The 16,210-nt window shown below is 39.7% G+C and carries 17 protein-coding genes; 9 read left to right on the top strand and 8 right to left on the bottom strand.

What is annotated here, in order from left to right:
* Positions 1-40: 40 nt before the first annotated feature.
* From FXW34_RS20045 to FXW34_RS20035, 3 genes are all read right to left on the bottom strand, one after another.
* On the bottom strand, positions 41-655 hold the full coding sequence (locus FXW34_RS20045; protein WP_147535830.1) for a succinate dehydrogenase cytochrome b558 subunit: 615 nt from the start codon (positions 653-655) through the stop codon (positions 41-43).
* A 201-nt stretch (positions 656-856) separates the two neighbouring features.
* Positions 857-2,314 (bottom strand): aspartate ammonia-lyase, encoded by a 1,458-nt coding sequence (gene aspA, locus FXW34_RS20040; protein ID WP_425457454.1) that lies wholly within the window; start codon positions 2,312-2,314, stop codon positions 857-859.
* Between the two features lie 285 nt (positions 2,315-2,599).
* Entirely contained in the window at positions 2,600-3,913 is a 1,314-nt protein-coding gene (locus FXW34_RS20035; RefSeq protein ID WP_147535828.1) for an anaerobic C4-dicarboxylate transporter family protein, read from the bottom strand.
* 361 nt (positions 3,914-4,274) lie between these two features.
* Between FXW34_RS20035 and FXW34_RS20030 the strand changes: the two genes are divergently transcribed.
* Together FXW34_RS20030 and FXW34_RS20025 are read left to right on the top strand one after the other, a co-directional pair.
* Entirely contained in the window at positions 4,275-5,546 is a 1,272-nt protein-coding gene (locus tag FXW34_RS20030; RefSeq protein WP_147535827.1) for a sensor histidine kinase, read from the top strand.
* A gap of 8 nt (positions 5,547-5,554) precedes the next feature.
* Positions 5,555-6,538 carry a response regulator gene (locus FXW34_RS20025; RefSeq protein ID WP_147535826.1) on the top strand — a complete coding sequence of 328 codons (984 nt, stop codon included), beginning with the start codon at positions 5,555-5,557 and terminating at the stop codon, positions 6,536-6,538.
* 174 nt (positions 6,539-6,712) lie between these two features.
* Here FXW34_RS20025 and FXW34_RS20020 read toward each other — a convergent pair whose 3' ends face one another.
* Positions 6,713-7,897, bottom strand: coding sequence for an SGNH/GDSL hydrolase family protein (locus tag FXW34_RS20020; RefSeq protein WP_147535825.1), 1,185 nt, complete (start codon positions 7,895-7,897; stop codon positions 6,713-6,715).
* A gap of 311 nt (positions 7,898-8,208) precedes the next feature.
* Between FXW34_RS20020 and FXW34_RS20015 the strand changes: the two genes are divergently transcribed.
* Positions 8,209-8,499 carry a c-type cytochrome gene (locus tag FXW34_RS20015; RefSeq protein WP_147535824.1) on the top strand — a complete coding sequence of 97 codons (291 nt, stop codon included), beginning with the start codon at positions 8,209-8,211 and terminating at the stop codon, positions 8,497-8,499.
* 579 nt (positions 8,500-9,078) lie between these two features.
* Here FXW34_RS20015 and FXW34_RS23100 read toward each other — a convergent pair.
* Positions 9,079-9,234 carry a hypothetical protein gene (locus FXW34_RS23100; RefSeq protein WP_187119047.1) on the bottom strand — a complete coding sequence of 52 codons (156 nt, stop codon included), beginning with the start codon at positions 9,232-9,234 and terminating at the stop codon, positions 9,079-9,081.
* 178 nt (positions 9,235-9,412) lie between these two features.
* Between FXW34_RS23100 and FXW34_RS20010 the strand changes: the two genes are divergently transcribed.
* Entirely contained in the window at positions 9,413-9,859 is a 447-nt protein-coding gene (locus FXW34_RS20010) for a DUF6376 family protein (protein WP_147535823.1), read from the top strand.
* 91 nt (positions 9,860-9,950) lie between these two features.
* On the opposite strand, the gene FXW34_RS20005 is transcribed toward FXW34_RS20010, so the two are convergent.
* Both FXW34_RS20005 and FXW34_RS20000 read right to left on the bottom strand, forming a co-directional pair.
* Positions 9,951-10,394 (bottom strand): hypothetical protein, encoded by a 444-nt coding sequence (locus tag FXW34_RS20005; RefSeq protein ID WP_147535822.1) that lies wholly within the window; start codon positions 10,392-10,394, stop codon positions 9,951-9,953.
* Between the two features lie 223 nt (positions 10,395-10,617).
* Entirely contained in the window at positions 10,618-10,911 is a 294-nt protein-coding gene (locus FXW34_RS20000; protein ID WP_147535821.1) for a hypothetical protein, read from the bottom strand.
* A gap of 285 nt (positions 10,912-11,196) precedes the next feature.
* On the opposite strand from FXW34_RS20000, the gene FXW34_RS19995 reads away from it, so the two are divergent.
* The 4 genes from FXW34_RS19995 (at position 11,197) to FXW34_RS19980 (ending at position 13,920) form a co-directional block, all read left to right on the top strand.
* On the top strand, positions 11,197-11,571 hold the full coding sequence (locus FXW34_RS19995; protein ID WP_246141234.1) for a hypothetical protein: 375 nt from the start codon (positions 11,197-11,199) through the stop codon (positions 11,569-11,571).
* Positions 11,561-12,124 (top strand): endolytic transglycosylase MltG, encoded by a 564-nt coding sequence (locus FXW34_RS19990; RefSeq protein ID WP_147535820.1) that lies wholly within the window; start codon positions 11,561-11,563, stop codon positions 12,122-12,124. The genes FXW34_RS19995 and FXW34_RS19990 overlap by 11 nt, the downstream gene beginning before the upstream one ends.
* 138 nt (positions 12,125-12,262) lie before the next feature.
* Positions 12,263-12,670 (top strand): DUF5655 domain-containing protein, encoded by a 408-nt coding sequence (locus FXW34_RS19985; RefSeq protein WP_147535819.1) that lies wholly within the window; start codon positions 12,263-12,265, stop codon positions 12,668-12,670.
* Between the two features lie 149 nt (positions 12,671-12,819).
* A complete protein-coding gene (locus FXW34_RS19980) occupies positions 12,820-13,920 on the top strand; it encodes a GerAB/ArcD/ProY family transporter (RefSeq protein ID WP_147535818.1) in 1,101 nt (366 codons plus the stop codon).
* 15 nt (positions 13,921-13,935) lie between these two features.
* On the opposite strand, the gene FXW34_RS19975 is transcribed toward FXW34_RS19980, so the two are convergent.
* Positions 13,936-14,622, bottom strand: a complete 687-nt coding sequence (locus FXW34_RS19975) for a TVP38/TMEM64 family protein (RefSeq protein WP_147535817.1) — start codon at positions 14,620-14,622, stop codon at positions 13,936-13,938.
* Between the two features lie 318 nt (positions 14,623-14,940).
* Between FXW34_RS19975 and FXW34_RS19970 the strand changes: the two genes are divergently transcribed.
* Entirely contained in the window at positions 14,941-15,555 is a 615-nt protein-coding gene (locus FXW34_RS19970) for a glucosaminidase domain-containing protein (RefSeq protein ID WP_246141232.1), read from the top strand.
* Positions 15,556-16,210: the final 655 nt, after the last annotated feature.

Raw genomic sequence — 16,210 nt, 5'->3', positions numbered from 1 at the left:
CATTTTTTGTGTTAGACAAAATTCCGTTCATAATTCATATCTAGGCAAATGCTAGAATAGCGCGGATGCCAATATAAGATAGGACAATAAAAATTCCGATTGAAATATAAGAGAATATCTTCTGAGATTTTGGTGAAACGGTGATTCCCCAAGTGATAAGGAAAGTCCAAACTCCGTTAGCAAAGTGGAATACAGAAGCAACAATTCCAATAATATAAAGAGCTAATGACAATGGATTATCAACGATTCCAGCCATTAAATTAAAGTTGGCCTCTGCTCCAAAGAAATCTACTTGTATCTTCGTTTCCCAAATATGCCAAGTAACAAAGATAAGCATAATGACACCAGATAAGCGTTGTAAATAAAATTTCCAATTTCTCACATAGCTATAGCGACCAACATTGTTTTTTGCTTGGAATGCAATATAAACTCCATAAATAGCGTGAAAATACATCGGAATAAAAATAATAAATGCCTCTAAGAATATTTTAAATGGTAAATTCCCCATTACTCCTGCGGCTGTGTTATATGCATCTGTCCCCCATGTAACTGTATAGTTCACAAATAAGTGAACCATTAGGAAAATCCCAACTGGAATGATTCCTGACAGGGAGTGAAGCTTTCGGTAGAGATGCTGATTCTTTCCTCGCTCCATCGCCTTACTGCCTCCTTTTTTTGTGCTTCTAGTGGTGTTTTTTCTCATAATTGCAGTTTTCTTTTTTGTAAAATCTTGCAGGATTTCATTTTCATAAAAATCTTGCAAGTTTTTACTCGTAATCTAGCAGTCTATATAATGTTTATAGCCAACGCTAGTAGTAGCTAGCGCTGGCTTCACCAATATTCTTAATTATTTATCTCAAGAAGTTACAAGATCTTGCTCTTCAACTTCTTTCTTTTTCGCGTCCAATAAGCTTTTCCCAGAAATACCCGGATGAGTCATTTCAAATGGATTTAGAATGACATCTAAGTCCTCTTTTGTTAAAACCTCTCGCTCTAATACGATTTCGCTAACTGGTCGTCCGCTGACAATCGCTTCACGGGCAATAGATGCAGCCGTTTCATAACCAACATGTGGGTTAATGGCTGTGATAACACCGACACTATTTTCAACATAAGCTGCCATGCGTTGTTCATTTGCGGTAATTCCGCTTAAGCAGTGGGTACGGAATACTGTAAACACGTTAGTCATGATTTTAATAGATTGTAGAAGGTTAAAGACAATTACTGGTTCCATAACATTTAATTCAAATTGGCCAGCTTCAGAAGCCATGCTGATGGTTAAATCGTTTCCAACTACTTGGAAAGCACTTTGGTTTAGTACTTCTGCCATTACTGGGTTAACTTTTCCTGGCATGATGGATGAACCTGGTTGGCGAGCTGGCAGGTTAATTTCACCTAAGCCACAGCGTGGGCCTGATGCCATCATCCGTAAATCATTAGCGATTTTAGACATATTGAGCATACAAATCTTTAATGCTCCGGATACTTCAATATAGCAATCTGTATTTTGTGTGCCATCTACTAGATTTTCTGCGCCTTTTAAGGGATAGCCTGTGAAGGTTGCTAAATATTGAACTGCCTTTTTGATGTAATCAGGGTCAGCATTTAAGCCTGTTCCGACTGCAGTAGCACCCATATTTACTTCCATTAAGTGTTCGCGAGTTGCTTCAATACGATTGATATCACGTTCTAAGACGCGAGCATATGCTTCAAATTCTTGACCAAGACGAATTGGCACAGCGTCCTGTAAGTGAGTACGGCCCATTTTAATGATTCCGTCAAACTCACGTGCCTTGTTCATGAACTCTTGATGAAGCTCTGACATCGCTTCAAGTAATACATCTAATCTTGCCAACGCAGATAAGTGAATCGCAGTTGGGAAAGCATCATTAGTTGACTGCGCCATATTCACGTGTGAGTTCGGACTGATTTTTTTGTAATTCCCTTTAGCTTCACCAAGCAATTCAAGGGCACGGTTTGCAATAACCTCATTCGTGTTCATGTTGATTGAAGTTCCTGCTCCACCTTGGATTGGATCAACGATAAATTGATCATGAAGGTGACCTTGAACGACTTCTTGAGCTGCTGCTGAGATCGCATCAGCAATTTCACGGTCTAACTGACCAATGTCTGCATTTGCAAGTGCAGCCGCTTTTTTTACAACTGCCATAGCGATAATTAATGCTTCATCAATTTGATAACCAGTGATGGGAAAGTTTTCAATTGCACGCATCGTTTGTACACCATAATAAGCGTCAATCGGTACCTGTTTTTCACCTAGAAAATCTTTTTCGATGCGGAATAATTCTTTCATTTCATTCATCTCCTATTTATCATTGGAGAGCAGCAGTTCTTGTTGAACTACCGCTCAGTTCAAACATCGTAAAAATGCGAGGGGAACATTTGGGGGTCGTCCCCTCGCGGAAAATGGGGGAAAGGCAAGTTTTCACTCATGGCATTGCGCCTGACCCCCAGGGTAACTTTAATGCTTTACTGTGATGGGGGACTGTTCCCCATTGCTTCAACGCTTTACTCCGTTGGGGGTCAGGCCCCCAGTGCTTCAACGCTTTACTCCAATGGGGGACAGGCCCCCAGTGCTTTAAAGGACGACCATGCTTAGGAGGATACCGATGATGACGGCTCCAGCTGTTGCGATTAAGCCTGGTACCATGAAGCTGTGGTTAAGGATGTATTTCCCAATACCTGTAGTTCCAGTACGGTCGAAGTTGATTGCTGCTACAACTGTTGGATAGTTTGGAATGAAGAAATATCCGTTTACAGCTGGGAACATTGCAATCAATAAAGCCGGGTTGATACCTAGTGTAATTCCAAGTGGCATAAGTGTACGAACTGTTGCTGCTTGGCTGTATAAAAGAATAGATAGTGCAAACAATGCAATTGCGAATAACCATGGAGCTGCTGTTACTAAATCAGAAATGCTACCAGAGATTAATTCCATGTTGCCAGCGAAGAATGTATCACCCATCCAAGCAATACCGAATATCGCTACAACTGCAGTAGCACCAGCTTTAAATACGCTACCATTTACAATTTCATCTACATTTGGCTTACAGAAAATAAGCATTAAAGCTGAAATAGTTAACATAACAATTTCGATTGCTGCAGGCATTCCCATACGAGTGAATACCCCTTCAACTTCCCAACCAGGACGTAACTCTTCGATTGAACCAAGTAGTACAACAAGGATTGCAGCTGTTAAGAAAAATATAACTGACAATTTAGCGCCTGCTTTTGGAGCGTAAGCCTTCTTATCCTTTTTAATTGGAGCAAGACCAGCTTCAAGACGGTTTAAATATTCAGCGTCCATATTAAGCTCTTTACCCTTTTTGCTCGCAACGAATGCTGCGATCATACAAGCGATAAATGTTGATGGAACACAGATAAGCATAATTTGAAGCAAGTTAATATCGAAATCTGCTAATAAAGCGAGTAATGCAACAGTTGCAGCTGAGATTGGACTAGCTGTAATCGCCTGTTGTGAAGCAATAACAGCGATTGACATTGGACGCTCTGGGCGCACCCCAGATTCACGAGCAACCTCTGCGATAACTGGTAAAACAGAATATGCAACGTGGCCTGTACCTGCACAAAAAGTGAAGATATACGTAACCATTGGTGCAATGAATGTAATCCACTTCGGATTTTTACGAAGTGCTTTTTCGGCAATGAATACTAAGTAATCCATACCGCCTGCTGCTTGCAAAGCACCAGCAGCAGTTACTACTGCTAAAATCATTAACATAACGTCGATTGGTGCTGATGTTGGCTGTAATCCAAACACGAATACCAGAATGGCAAGTCCGACACCACCCATTACACCAAGACCTACACCGCCAAGCCGCGCACCGATAAAGATACAGGCAAGCACGATTAGAAATTGAATCCAGAACATGTTGTCTCCCTCCAAGTGAGAAAAGAAATAATAAATATTAGAGCAGTAAACTATTTTTAAAGCTTCATTGTGACTATTCTAGGATGCCCATCATGTTGAAAAAGCTCCAGCCACCTTCTTTCTTTAAAAAAATACTTCAAGCAAGAGAACAGAAATGCTTAATTGTGAGAAAGGGGAAACTGTCCTCTTTGCTTGTTTTTAGGATAATAGTCGACCTACGAAAAACTACAGAAACTAACAAGCTCAAACGACAACTTAATAAATTTGTCATAATTGTAGGTTTGAATTGTTGCTAATTCCCTTAAAATGATATTGTCATCTACACGACAAATAGCTTTTCCCATAAGAAGAGGTGGCATTAATGAAACATAAATTTTTATTATACATAGCATTGATAATTGCCGTGCCGCTGGCAGGGGAGATGAAATTATACCCTTTTGAGATAAATGTGCGGGTAAGCTTAGGAACACCTGTCTTTTTCTTCTTTTTATTATGGTCCCGTCAAATCCTACCTATTCTTTCGGGGATTTATGTAGGTTGCTCAGTGGTTTTATTCCGCATCATGCTCCGCACGATTTTTGAGGACATGTCCTTTTTTAATGCATTAGAACTCCATTTTCCTGTTTTCTTCTATTACTTTGTTTTTGCAACTTTGTTTCATTTTTTAAAAATAAATCAAAAATACGATCGACCATTGCTCATCGGTCTTTTCGGAGTTCTACTCGAAATTGCCGCGACAATAACGGAAATGGGAATCCGCTCGCTATACTCACATGTACCAATGACACTTGATACAGCCTTTACAATTGCAGGGATTGCGATTATTCGCAGCTTTTTCGTACTCGGATTTTTCAACCTATTGGTTATCAGAGAATCACGCATTGCGGAATCTGCACAGCGTCTTCGTAATGAAGAGATACTTGTTAAAGTTTCTAATGTTTATGTCGAGATGATTCAGCTAAAAAAAACAATGGAAAATACCGAACAACTGACGAGTTCTGCTTATTCCTTTTACCGTGATTTAAAAGCAAACGAGCAGCATGAATTCGCCAAAACTGCCCTGAAATTTGCTGGAGAAATTCACGAAATTAAAAAGGATAACCAGCGCATTTATGCTGGTCTGTCCAAGCTAATGGCAAAAGAGAAACTGGCTAGTTTTATGCCAATCAACGAGATTATCAATGTGATGGTTACAGGTAATGAACGCTATGCCGCAATGCTCGAGAAAAAAATCCGCTTTATTCCCAATATTGTCGGCATCCACCCAAGATATAACACGTTTATGCTCATGTCATTGATAAATAACTTGGTTGCCAACGCTGTGGAAGCGATTGTGGAAAGTGGAGAAATAAATATTGAAGCAAAAATCGATCTCGATAATCTAATAATTGAGGTAAAGGATAACGGTCCTGGCATTAGTGCACGAAACCGAGACTTAATATTTTCGCCCGGCTTCACGACGAAGTTTGACCCTGCCGGAAAAGCCTCTTCCGGAATTGGCCTTTCATATGTAAAAGACATGATTGAGAAAATTGGCGGAACCATCACTTTAGAGGATTGTGACCGCAAAGAGCGTTACTCAACAATCTTTGTGATTCACCTACCAATCGAGAAATTAGAGGAGAAAGGATGATTAGACCGATGAGATTTTTTATTGTAGATGATTCTGTTCCAATACGGGCGATGCTTGCCAATATCATTGAAGACGAAGAACTCGGTACTGTTGTAGGGGAGGCTGAAGATGGCTCAGAGGTTTATGCAGATATCCTTGCCGCTAATGGAATTGATTTATTGTTGATTGATTTGCTCATGCCAAATCGGGATGGGATTGAGACCGTTCGCGAAATTGCCCCTTCCTTTTCTGGAAAAATCATCATGATTTCTCAGGTGGAAACGAAGGATTTGATTGCCGAGGCATACGAACTGGGCGTTGAATATTATATTACCAAGCCTATCAATCGGCATGAAGTGGTCAGTATTATTAAAAAGGCGTCAGAACACCTGCTGTTACAAAAATCTATCCAGCAAATCCAACATTCCTTAAGTGGGCTGGGACTGCAGAAGCAGGAACCACACCCTACAACGAGATCTAGCTCGATTTTCAAAAATGATAGGAGTTCTCGCACTAGAAATCATCCAGGAACAAGTGTAGGTAACGGTGATTTATACGCTCTCATTAACTCCGGTAGAAACGTGTTACTTGAGCTTGGCATTATTGGCGAAAGCGGAAATAAAGATTTACTTGATATCCTAAGTGTGATGTACCAATCCGAAACAGAGGGAAATCGGTCCGTACCTTCGATGAAGGATTTATATGAAAAAATCGTCAGAAAACGGCTTGGTAATAATGTTACAGCAATTGAAATTAAAAAAGAAACAAAGGCAGGGGAGCAGCGGATCCGTCGAACCATTCACCAAGCCTTCGACCACATCGCGGCACTTGGTGTAACTGATTATGCAAACCCTAAATTTGAACATTATGCAGCTACTTTCTTTGACTACTCACAAATACGGCTGAAGATGCTCGAGCTGCAAGGGAAAGGCGACTCATCCAGCGCCCCACCACGCATCAACATCAAAAAATTCATCCAAGCCCTCTACATGGAAGCCAAAGAAACTCTTTAACACACTAAAGCGGTGGGGGACTGTCCCCCACCGCTTTAGTGTGCTGCTAGCTCCAGCGGCTAGGGGCTCGGGGTCACAAGCCAATCAGTCCAGAAGGTCAAAGAACAACCTTCTAGCCAGCTCGTCTTGTGCCTGTCGCCCCTGACCAAGCCGCTTCCGCTTTAGTGTACTACACTATATGCTTTGTTTTCTTTTTTGGTGATATTGCTGCATTCCAAAGCTAATCATGCCAATGAATGCTAAGGCTAGTCCAATGACTAGGTAATTATAGATTGGTGTTGCAGTGTCTGGTAATTCACTTCCAGAAGTAACAACCTTAGCATGTGCTTTAACTGGAGCAGGCTTTGGTGTTTCTGCCTTAGGCTGTTCAGTTGCAGGCGGCTGTGGTGTTGGATTTTCCTTTGGCTCTTCAGCTGGTGGATTCTCAGGTTGTTCGCCCGGGGTTTCACCTGGTTCTTCAGCTGGTGGCTCCTCTTCTTCCGGTGGAGTTTGTGTGCAGCCTTCTGGCTCTTCAACTGGCTCTTCGTCACAACCGCCGCAAGGATTTAAATCTTCATCTGGCTCTTGAACTGGTAAACTAGCAAGCACATTATCTGTTAACTTTGCTAATGCTTTGTGTCCTGCTGCTGTTGGGTGGATATCTAATGGCAGAATGAATGCCGCTGGATTTGAAGCAATAGTAGACTTGGCATCTACGACACGTGCTCCTGTACTACCTCCAACTTCACTGATTACATTGTTGACTTTAGAAAGTTCTTGCTCTACAACGTTATGTAATTCAGTCAATTTGCCATCAACAGCTAAATCTAACTGATCATTCACAACAATCGGATTGTATAAGTTGTAAAGAACAATCGGTGCATTTGACTGCGTATCAGTCATGGTTAAGATTGCTGTTAAGGAAATCCGGTACGTGTTAAGTTGTTCTTCAGTTATCGGAGTCAATTGGTTTTCAGCCAATGCCGTCTTTAATGCATCTGGATCGTTCACAATTGGTTTTAATGTGTTTAACAATGCACCTAAACCTGTTGCTCCTAAGAAATCATTGCTCCCAATATTTACAGTGACTACATCAGCTTGCTTCGCGCTATTACTGAAATTTAATACATTTCCAGTTAACGTCCCCAGTAAAGATGCAGACGTCGCACCACTACCTCCGAATGATGTCACTTCGTTGCATTCTTCCCCAATATAATACGGGAATGTAGATGGTCCAACTGAAATCGAATCACCTAGCGCAACTACTTTTACTTTTTTTTGCGTGATCGGAGCTGTATCTGCTGCAAATGCAAATCCTGCAAAAACTGCGTTAAATAGTAGCACCAGTGCAAAGATTATCGAAAATCTACTAGACTTCAAAACTCTTCCTCCTTACTAAAAGCTTGTTTATGGGTAATCGACCTCATTATATTTTGATAAATCATAATATTCAATAAATTATCTTCTACAAAATCTGCACGTATTCCAATCAAAACCCTTTTTTTCGGGCAAATATACTACAAAAAATTATCATAAACTGCGGTATCACAGTAATATTTCGCAACAACAGACTTCGACAGAATTCAATCTTCACGTGTCTTTTTCTGAAGTTAATTTTTATTTGTTGCATTAGATTAATTGCTTTAACAAATAACTAATATATCAATTTTGTAAAACATGGAGGCGTTTAGATGCTACGACTATTACTATTAGGAATCATCACAATTGGACTTTTAGGAGGCTGCGGGAACGATCAGGCCGCTAATCCCAATGATCCTGAAGGACTTTATAAAAAAAGCTGCGTTGGCTGTCACGGAGAAAATCTAGAAGGCGCCTCAGGACCTGCCGTAAAAAATATGGCAGATAAATATACTCAGGATGAACTTTACACATTAATTATGGAAGGAAAAGGCATGATGCCAGGGAATCTGCTCTCTGAAGCTGAAGCAAAGAAAGTTACTGAGTGGATGATGACGAAATGATGTGCTGTAATGCTCCAACAGAAGGTTACACACAAAGAAGCTGGGACAGAACTAAATTGTCCGCTATTAAGTTCGAATGATTTTATGGAGACTATATTAAAGTTCAGTGTTGGTTTTCATGTAGTTATGAGAATAAATAAGAGGAGAATTTCCCGTTATTGTATGTAAGGGGGGCTAAATGAGCTGAAATAAGAGGAGAATTTCCGCTTAACTACTCCCGAAAAGACAAAATCCAGTGATTTTTATGAAATAAGCGGAAAAACTCCCGTTATTTTTAGGGAAATATAGGTATTTCCCAAAATAAGCGTAATTCTTCCGCTTATTTTCAAACACAAGGTTAACAGACCCTCTTGCAAAAAAATTGGCACTTCAATGTAATTTCCACAGTTATATCAGGGCGCCTATTATAAAAAGGAATAAAAAAACCGAACAATTTGGAAATTCTAAGTTAGAATTTCGCAAGATTGTTCGGTTTTTTGTTTAGCTGAAATACTTATGTCCCGGCTCTTTTCATAAGCTACAGGATTTCAAAACCATTTACAAGAATCATAAGGTTTATCAACTCAATCTTATTAAAAATTATTCCTGTGGTTTAAGTTGCTCATCATCGCCATCCACCATATTATCTACGGTTTTATACACCACATCAGAAAACTGGTCTAACGGATTAGCAGATAGTTTTGAATCAAGATTTTGTGTATTACTCTCTGGATTATTGCGCTTATGACCTTTCAATTATACTCACCTCCATAACCATCTTTAGCGTTTCCATGCTGATAAATTTTATCCTGATTAATCCAGTTCCAATATATAAACCGAGAAAAAGCCCAGATCCGCCGCACGAATATTTAAAATACTGTTACAATAGAGGAGAATGCTTATAGATTTTACCGAAAAATAAGGAGGGGATATCGTGAAAAAGTGGTTTACGGTCTTATTTGCAGGGATGCTCATTCTACTTGGCGGTTGTAATGTCATTAACGAAGCGAAAAACACGGTTACTTACATCGATCAAGCAATTGAGTTTATTAATACAGCAACTGATTTCGCAAACGATGCGCCACCATTGGCCAAGCGAGCTGTTGAAGATACTCAAGCAGCCACGGAGCTCGAAACGATGCTACTTGATATGAAAAACGAAATCGAAGAATTCAATAGCCTTCAAGCACCAGAAATTGCAGCCGATTTGCACCAACAAATCGTCGATAATAACACGGTCGTTCTCAATGGGATTAATCTTTACTTGGAATCAATCGAGGATGGCAAGCTCGACCCGGCAATTCTAGAAAATACAGAAATTTTCCAAACCATAAATGATATGTCAGGCTTAATTAACGAGCTTAAGAAGCTAGGTAACTAGTCCTCTTTCGACTTAGTCCCACTCATGAGAAAAGCCATGTTCAAAGCAATCCGAAATTGAATTTGAACCTGGCTTTTCTTTATTTATATGGTTAGAACTTCTCACTACTTACTTCCTTACTTTTTTGTAGGTCGATTTGATAGCTGTCACCTTTAGGCACAACTGCTAGTTCAATTACACCCTTCATGTCTCCATTTTTATATGTAGTTTCCATACCAACCCGAACCTTGTAATTCTTTTTTCCATCTTTCTTAACTGACATGATTTTATAAGACTTGATTTCGTATTCAGTAGAAAATACCTCTGCTTCCTTTGATTCAATCCAATCTTCCTTCGTGAATTTCGGATCATAAATCAACGAATACATCTTGTCCCACTTTTCATCCTTAGACAATTCCACATACTCTTTAACGGTTTTCTCCACTTTTTCCTCTGTGCCTGTTGACTTGTTAGCCTTCGAAACCGTTTCCTTAACGGAAGAGCATCCAATTAGAGAAAGCATCATAATCACTAATACAAATATAAGTTTCTTCATCGCAGTCAGTTACCTTCCTCCTAAATTATAGTAGACTTTGGAGCATATTATGCAATCTGTTAAAATTCTACCATAGCAAGGCATTTAATTTACAGATTTTTATACTAAATTTAGAATATTCCAATAAAATAAATATCGCTAAAATTCGCCAACAAACTATGACGATTAGTAGTAAATAAAAAAACAAGCCCTCAACACTTGAGCTTGTTTTTGATTAAAATTATTAATCATCACTTCCCCCTCCGGAATCACCACCGTCTGAGGAGTCACCGCCATCATTACCATCATCATCATCAAAATCATCGTCGTCTCTCTCATCGTCATCATGGTCATAATAACTGTGACTGCTGCTCACCGCTTTTGAACGCTTCGCACCATGCCCACCACTACTTTTAGTCGGAAACAGAATAAGTGCCACGATGACTGCGATAACGCCCAGCCCTGTATCACCAATTACAAACAAATAAATACCAACAAGCAAGACTAAAAGGCTAATGATTCTTAGAAATACCTTCATTCGCTCGCCCTCCACCCTCTGAAATTTTTCATTCTATTAAACTATACATATTCAGCTTGGCTATGTTTTATTCAGAGAAGTTGTTCGTGTGGTGGTGGTCCACTCTCACAGATAAACATACCCACCATTTGACTCCTTGCCCTAAATGTTTTCCATAACTTACTATCAAATCAGGACTTTTGTCGCGTTTTGTATAATTTTATCGAATTGTAATCCAAATGTAATCATAATCCATGTATAATAGGACAATGTAAAAAAATTGAACTATATGGAGGATGAGCAAATATGATGGAGTGGACATTAGCCATTTTATTCCTAGCTGCAATTATACTGTTCATTTTGTCGATTAATAACACTAAGCAGTCATCCAAGGACTATCAACAGCAAATTGATCACATCACATTTTCGTTAACCGATGAAATAAATAAGCTGCAAGAGCAGGTGCGCTTTCTTGAGTTGGACGCAGAAATTACAGCACATGAAGCAGGCTATACCGAGGAACGTACCCATCTTAAGGAAATGATTGACATGAATCGGCGCGGTTATTCGAATGAAAGCATTGCCGGTAAATATGAATTAACTGCTGAGGATGTTGAACAGAAGCTAGCACCTTACATCAAGCCGAAGACAGAAAGGGGCAAGGCTGAACATGACAGCTAAAACAATGCAAAGCATTGCTGCTGGTATTTTTATTGCTGCATGCTTAATCACAGCAGTATACTACCTTTTCCCAAATGATGCAGCAGCGAACCCGAAAACAAAGCTATCAGAAAAAGAAATGAAAGCTGCGCTAGTTGCAGAAGGCTATGTTGTGAAAACAGAGAAAGACTGGGATGCTCAAGTTGCTGCAGTAGAAGCAGCCGAAAAGAAAGCGAACAAAGCTGAAAAAGCGGCTAACAATGCAGAAAAAGCAGCAAAAACGGCTAGTGAAAAATCAACCAAAGCTAAAGACAAACAAAAAGAAGAGCCTAAAACAAAAACCGAAACTCAACCAGAAGAAAAGATTGTATACCGAACCGTCATTTTCGTTGCTTCTGGGATGACCAGTATCGATGTCGGCAATGCGCTCGTACAATCAAAAATCATTCCTAATGCACTCGAATTCACCCAAGAGGTGGATCGTCGCGGTTTAGCAAACGGTCTTAAACCAGGAATGTATGAAGTACAAAGCGGAATGACCATGGACGAAATAATTGGAGTAATTTTCCCATAAGCATCGCGCCTGAAAGTCGTAAGCAACAATCAAGATTTTACAAAAAGTATAGTGAAAGAATATTTAAGTGGTAGAATAGAGTTAGGATAAAGTTGCAAGAATCATTTAAAAATGAAATCAATAGAGAGGTGGAGAGACATGACTGATCCTGATTATACAGAAGAAGTCCGAGCTTTCTTTTCTAATCATAATGATCATTTCTCTTTGTTCCAAGCATTAGAACGCATGATTTCATCAATTGGACCTGCAACAGTGGAAGTTCACAAAACCGAAATCTCGTTTGGCACAAAAGCGAAATTTGCCTGGCTCTGGTATCCGCCGTCCGGCTCAAAACGACCGCCAAACAGTATCGTTCTGACCTTTAGCGTGGGACGTCGTCTAAAGAACAAACGATTCACAGAGATTGTTGAACCATATCCCGGTCGCTTTACCCACCATGTCATCATTGAGAGTGAAGCTGAGTTAGATAAAGAGGTTTTTACCTGGATGTGCGAGGCTTATACGTTTTCATTAATACGCACACGAAAAGTAACAGCAATTTCATAATTACTAACCATTAATGAAGAGGGTAATCAGCGCTGATTCCTCTCTTTTTTTGTTTGATTGAGTGGAATATTTTTCAAATGTAGGGATATTTATTTATTTTTTGAAGAAAAATAACATAATCACACTGCCGTGCTGCTAAGGGGTTCTTTATGCTAGAAAACGGGAAAATCTCAAACGTTCAATTCTCCGTATTAGTAACAATGTATGTAATTGGAAGTTCAATCCTATTATTGCCCTCTGCGCTAGCCGCCAAAGCGAAGCAAGATGCGTGGTTAGCAGCGATTATCGGGGTTGGCCTTGGCTTTATTTTAATCGTAATATACAATTCTTTAGCAAAGTCTTATCCAAAAATGAACCTTGCTGAATACAGTGAGAAAATCCTCGGCAAATGGCTTGGACTCTGTATTTCCTTAATGTTCTCTGCCTATTTTTTTCTCATCTCTTCACTTGTGCTCCGTAACATTGGCGATTTTTTAGTAACTCATGTATTGGATGATACGCCAATCCAGTTCATTGAAATCCTTTTCATATTGGTGGTCATTTTTGGACTGTATTATGGCTTGGAAACTTTTTCGAGGACATCTGAAATTATTTTTCCAATTACTATTTTCTTTTTTTGCTTACTGATCATATTAATTTTTCCTCAAGCAAAAATTGAAAATATTCAACCAATGCTTGAAGGTGGTTTTAAGCCAATTATTAATGGGACGCTGCCTTACATTGGCACCCCTTGTATGGAGCTCGTCGTGTTTTTGATGATTTACCCTTACGTGAAAGATACAAACAAAACAACAAAAGCCTTTTATTACGGCTATTTATTTGGCGGCCTTATCCTGATTATCATTTCCTTTATTAGCATATTGGTTATGGGCTCAGAAATGACTGGTAGAGTCATATACCCAACCTTTATATTAGCGACAAAAATAAATATTGCTAATATACTAGAGCGCATTGAAGCAATCATGGCAATATTGTGGATTATTACGATATTTTTCAAATTAATTATTTGTTTTTATGCCACTACAGTTTGTTTTGCGCAGGCTTTAAAGCTGAAGCACTCCAGAATTCTTTATTTTCCATTTGGTATGATGATGATTGTGCTTTCGTTAATTGCCTATCCCAATTCCTCTTTTTTCATCTCGGTGATTGGCTCGATTTGGACGCCCTTTGCAGCTGTATATGGACTGCTATTCCCAGTTTTGCTGCTAGTTGTGGGAAAATTACGCGGAATGATTGGAAAAGAGGGTTAGATTCACCCTCTTTGTTTAGAAGTCCTCGGTTTGATATTCAGAGGAGGACTCGATTAACAAGCTTTTCTTTTTTCTTCTCCTGATAAGCATATAAATAATCAGCGTGCACAAGGCGAGCGCAAGATAAATCCCGTTCTCCCAAGGGATGGATAGGATTCCAAGGGAGATTGCTGATAGGAAAAAGAAATATATGAAATTTCCGATTGCAGTCGCATAGAAGAACTTCATAAAGCGAACCGAACTAATCCCCGCAGCAATATTAACAACACTGGTTGGCATAAACGGCATGATTCTTCCGATAAAAACAAACCAAAATCCGTTCTCATCAATTTTTTGCTCCCATTTGTCATCCACAAATTTCCCAAAAAAGTCCTGAAACCAAAATCGTGTCAGTAAAAAAGAAACGACTGCTCCCGCGATGCTCACAATCCAACTCCAAATATATCCACCCGTAAATCCAAATAATGAGATATTAACGGATATTAACAATATAAGCGGAATAATCGTAAATAAGTTTTGAATTGTCATCAACAACAACGTGCACAGGAGTATCAGAAGAAGACTCCCCTTCGAAAGATCGGCCAATGCAGAATGATCCCCTGACAGCATGACGGTGATGATCTCCGTAATTTCCGAATTTAAACTGAACAACAACAGCGGGACCACTAGTATAACAAGGACTACTTTCATTCGCATTGTCATTACGACACCTCATCGTATGGAAAAATGGTTTTATGATATCATACGAGTGCAATTTCAAAATGAACTAGTGATTTAACGGATTTTTATGATTTCTGGAATGGGCACCCTTTGATGGTTCTATTTGGCATGTTTGAGCTGCGCAGGTTGTTAAATTTTTGGATGGCAAGTTTGATGGCTTTTACTATTTGAATTAGTGCAGTTTGTTCTATTTTATTTTAATAATGACAATCCTATCTCAAATATTTTCCCTTTTCGAAAAATTAATCTGATAACGCGCCGCATATATTTACTTGAAGCTAATAAATGGAGGTGATGCTGATGGTTTATTTTAGTCCAAGTCAGGATGGGAGCGGAGACACTGGTGGCAAGGGCGGTGGTGCTGGTGGTAGCAGTGGTGGAAACTTCTCCAACTATACTGCTATTTCAATATTAGGTCCGACATTAATTTCTCCTGAGCATCTTAATAAATACGCAAAATCAATTAATCCGAGTGCGGTTGAATTGGGTGGATTATACGTTTTATACGGAGATTATTATGGAATTCGGGGTGATATTGCTTTTTCCCAAGCCTTGCTCGAAACTGGGTATTTCCGTTTCGGCGGCGATGTGCGATCCACCCAAAATAATTTCGCTGGAATCGGGGCAACCGGAACTCCCGTACGTGGCGCATCGTTCGCCACACCCGAAGATGGTGTCCTCGCCCACCTTCAGCATTTATTTGCCTATGCAAGTTCTGAGTCATTACCAACCGCCTACCCTGTCGTCGACCCCCGCTTCCATTTAGTCTCACGGGGCACCGCGAAAACCTGGACAGCACTAAATGGCAAATGGGCCGTACCAGGAACGACCTACGGGCAATCAATACTGTCTATTTATGGGAGAATTATAGATTTTGCTGTTGCGGACTTGAAGGCGATGCGTGGGAGAGTTTGAAGAGAGAATTTGTTTATGGGATTTGTGTTTTGCGTTGAACATTTTTTATTTTATGAGGTACTTGCTTTAAATGTCCGTATTAGCTCTTTATACGGACATTTTTCGTGAATTTTTCTTTGGTTCTGTCCGTATGGGCTCTTCATACGGACACTTCTCGGGTTTTTTTCTTGGGTTCTGTCCGTATGGGCTTGCCATGAGTTCATTTTGCATGAACTCTAATCTCCTTTTGAACTCATGAGCCCTTCATGAGTTCATTTCTCTTGATTCATCATCTCCTTTTGAACTCATGAGCCTTTCATGAGTTCATTTTGCAAGAACCATCGTCCCCTTTTGAACTCATGAGCCCTTCATGAGTTCATTTCTCTTGAATCCCCATCTCCTTTTGAACTCATGAGCCTTTCATGAGTTCATTTCTCTTGATTCATCATCTCTTTTTGAACTCATGAGCCCTTCATGAGTTCATTTCTCTTGAATCCCCATCTCCTTTTGAACTCATGAGCCTTTCATGAGTTCATTTCTCTTGATTCATCATCTCATTTTGAACTCATGAGCCTTTTATGAGTTCATTTTGCAAGAACCATCGTCCCCTTTTGAACTCATGAGCCTTTCATGAGTTCATTTCTCTTGAATCCCCGTCTCCTTTTGAACTCATGAG

This window comes from Bacillus marasmi (assembly GCF_902168435.1).
Classification (GTDB): Bacteria; Bacillota; Bacilli; order Bacillales; family Cytobacillaceae; genus Bacillus_BU; species Bacillus_BU marasmi.
This window is presented reverse-complemented; position numbering and strand designations above follow the sequence as displayed.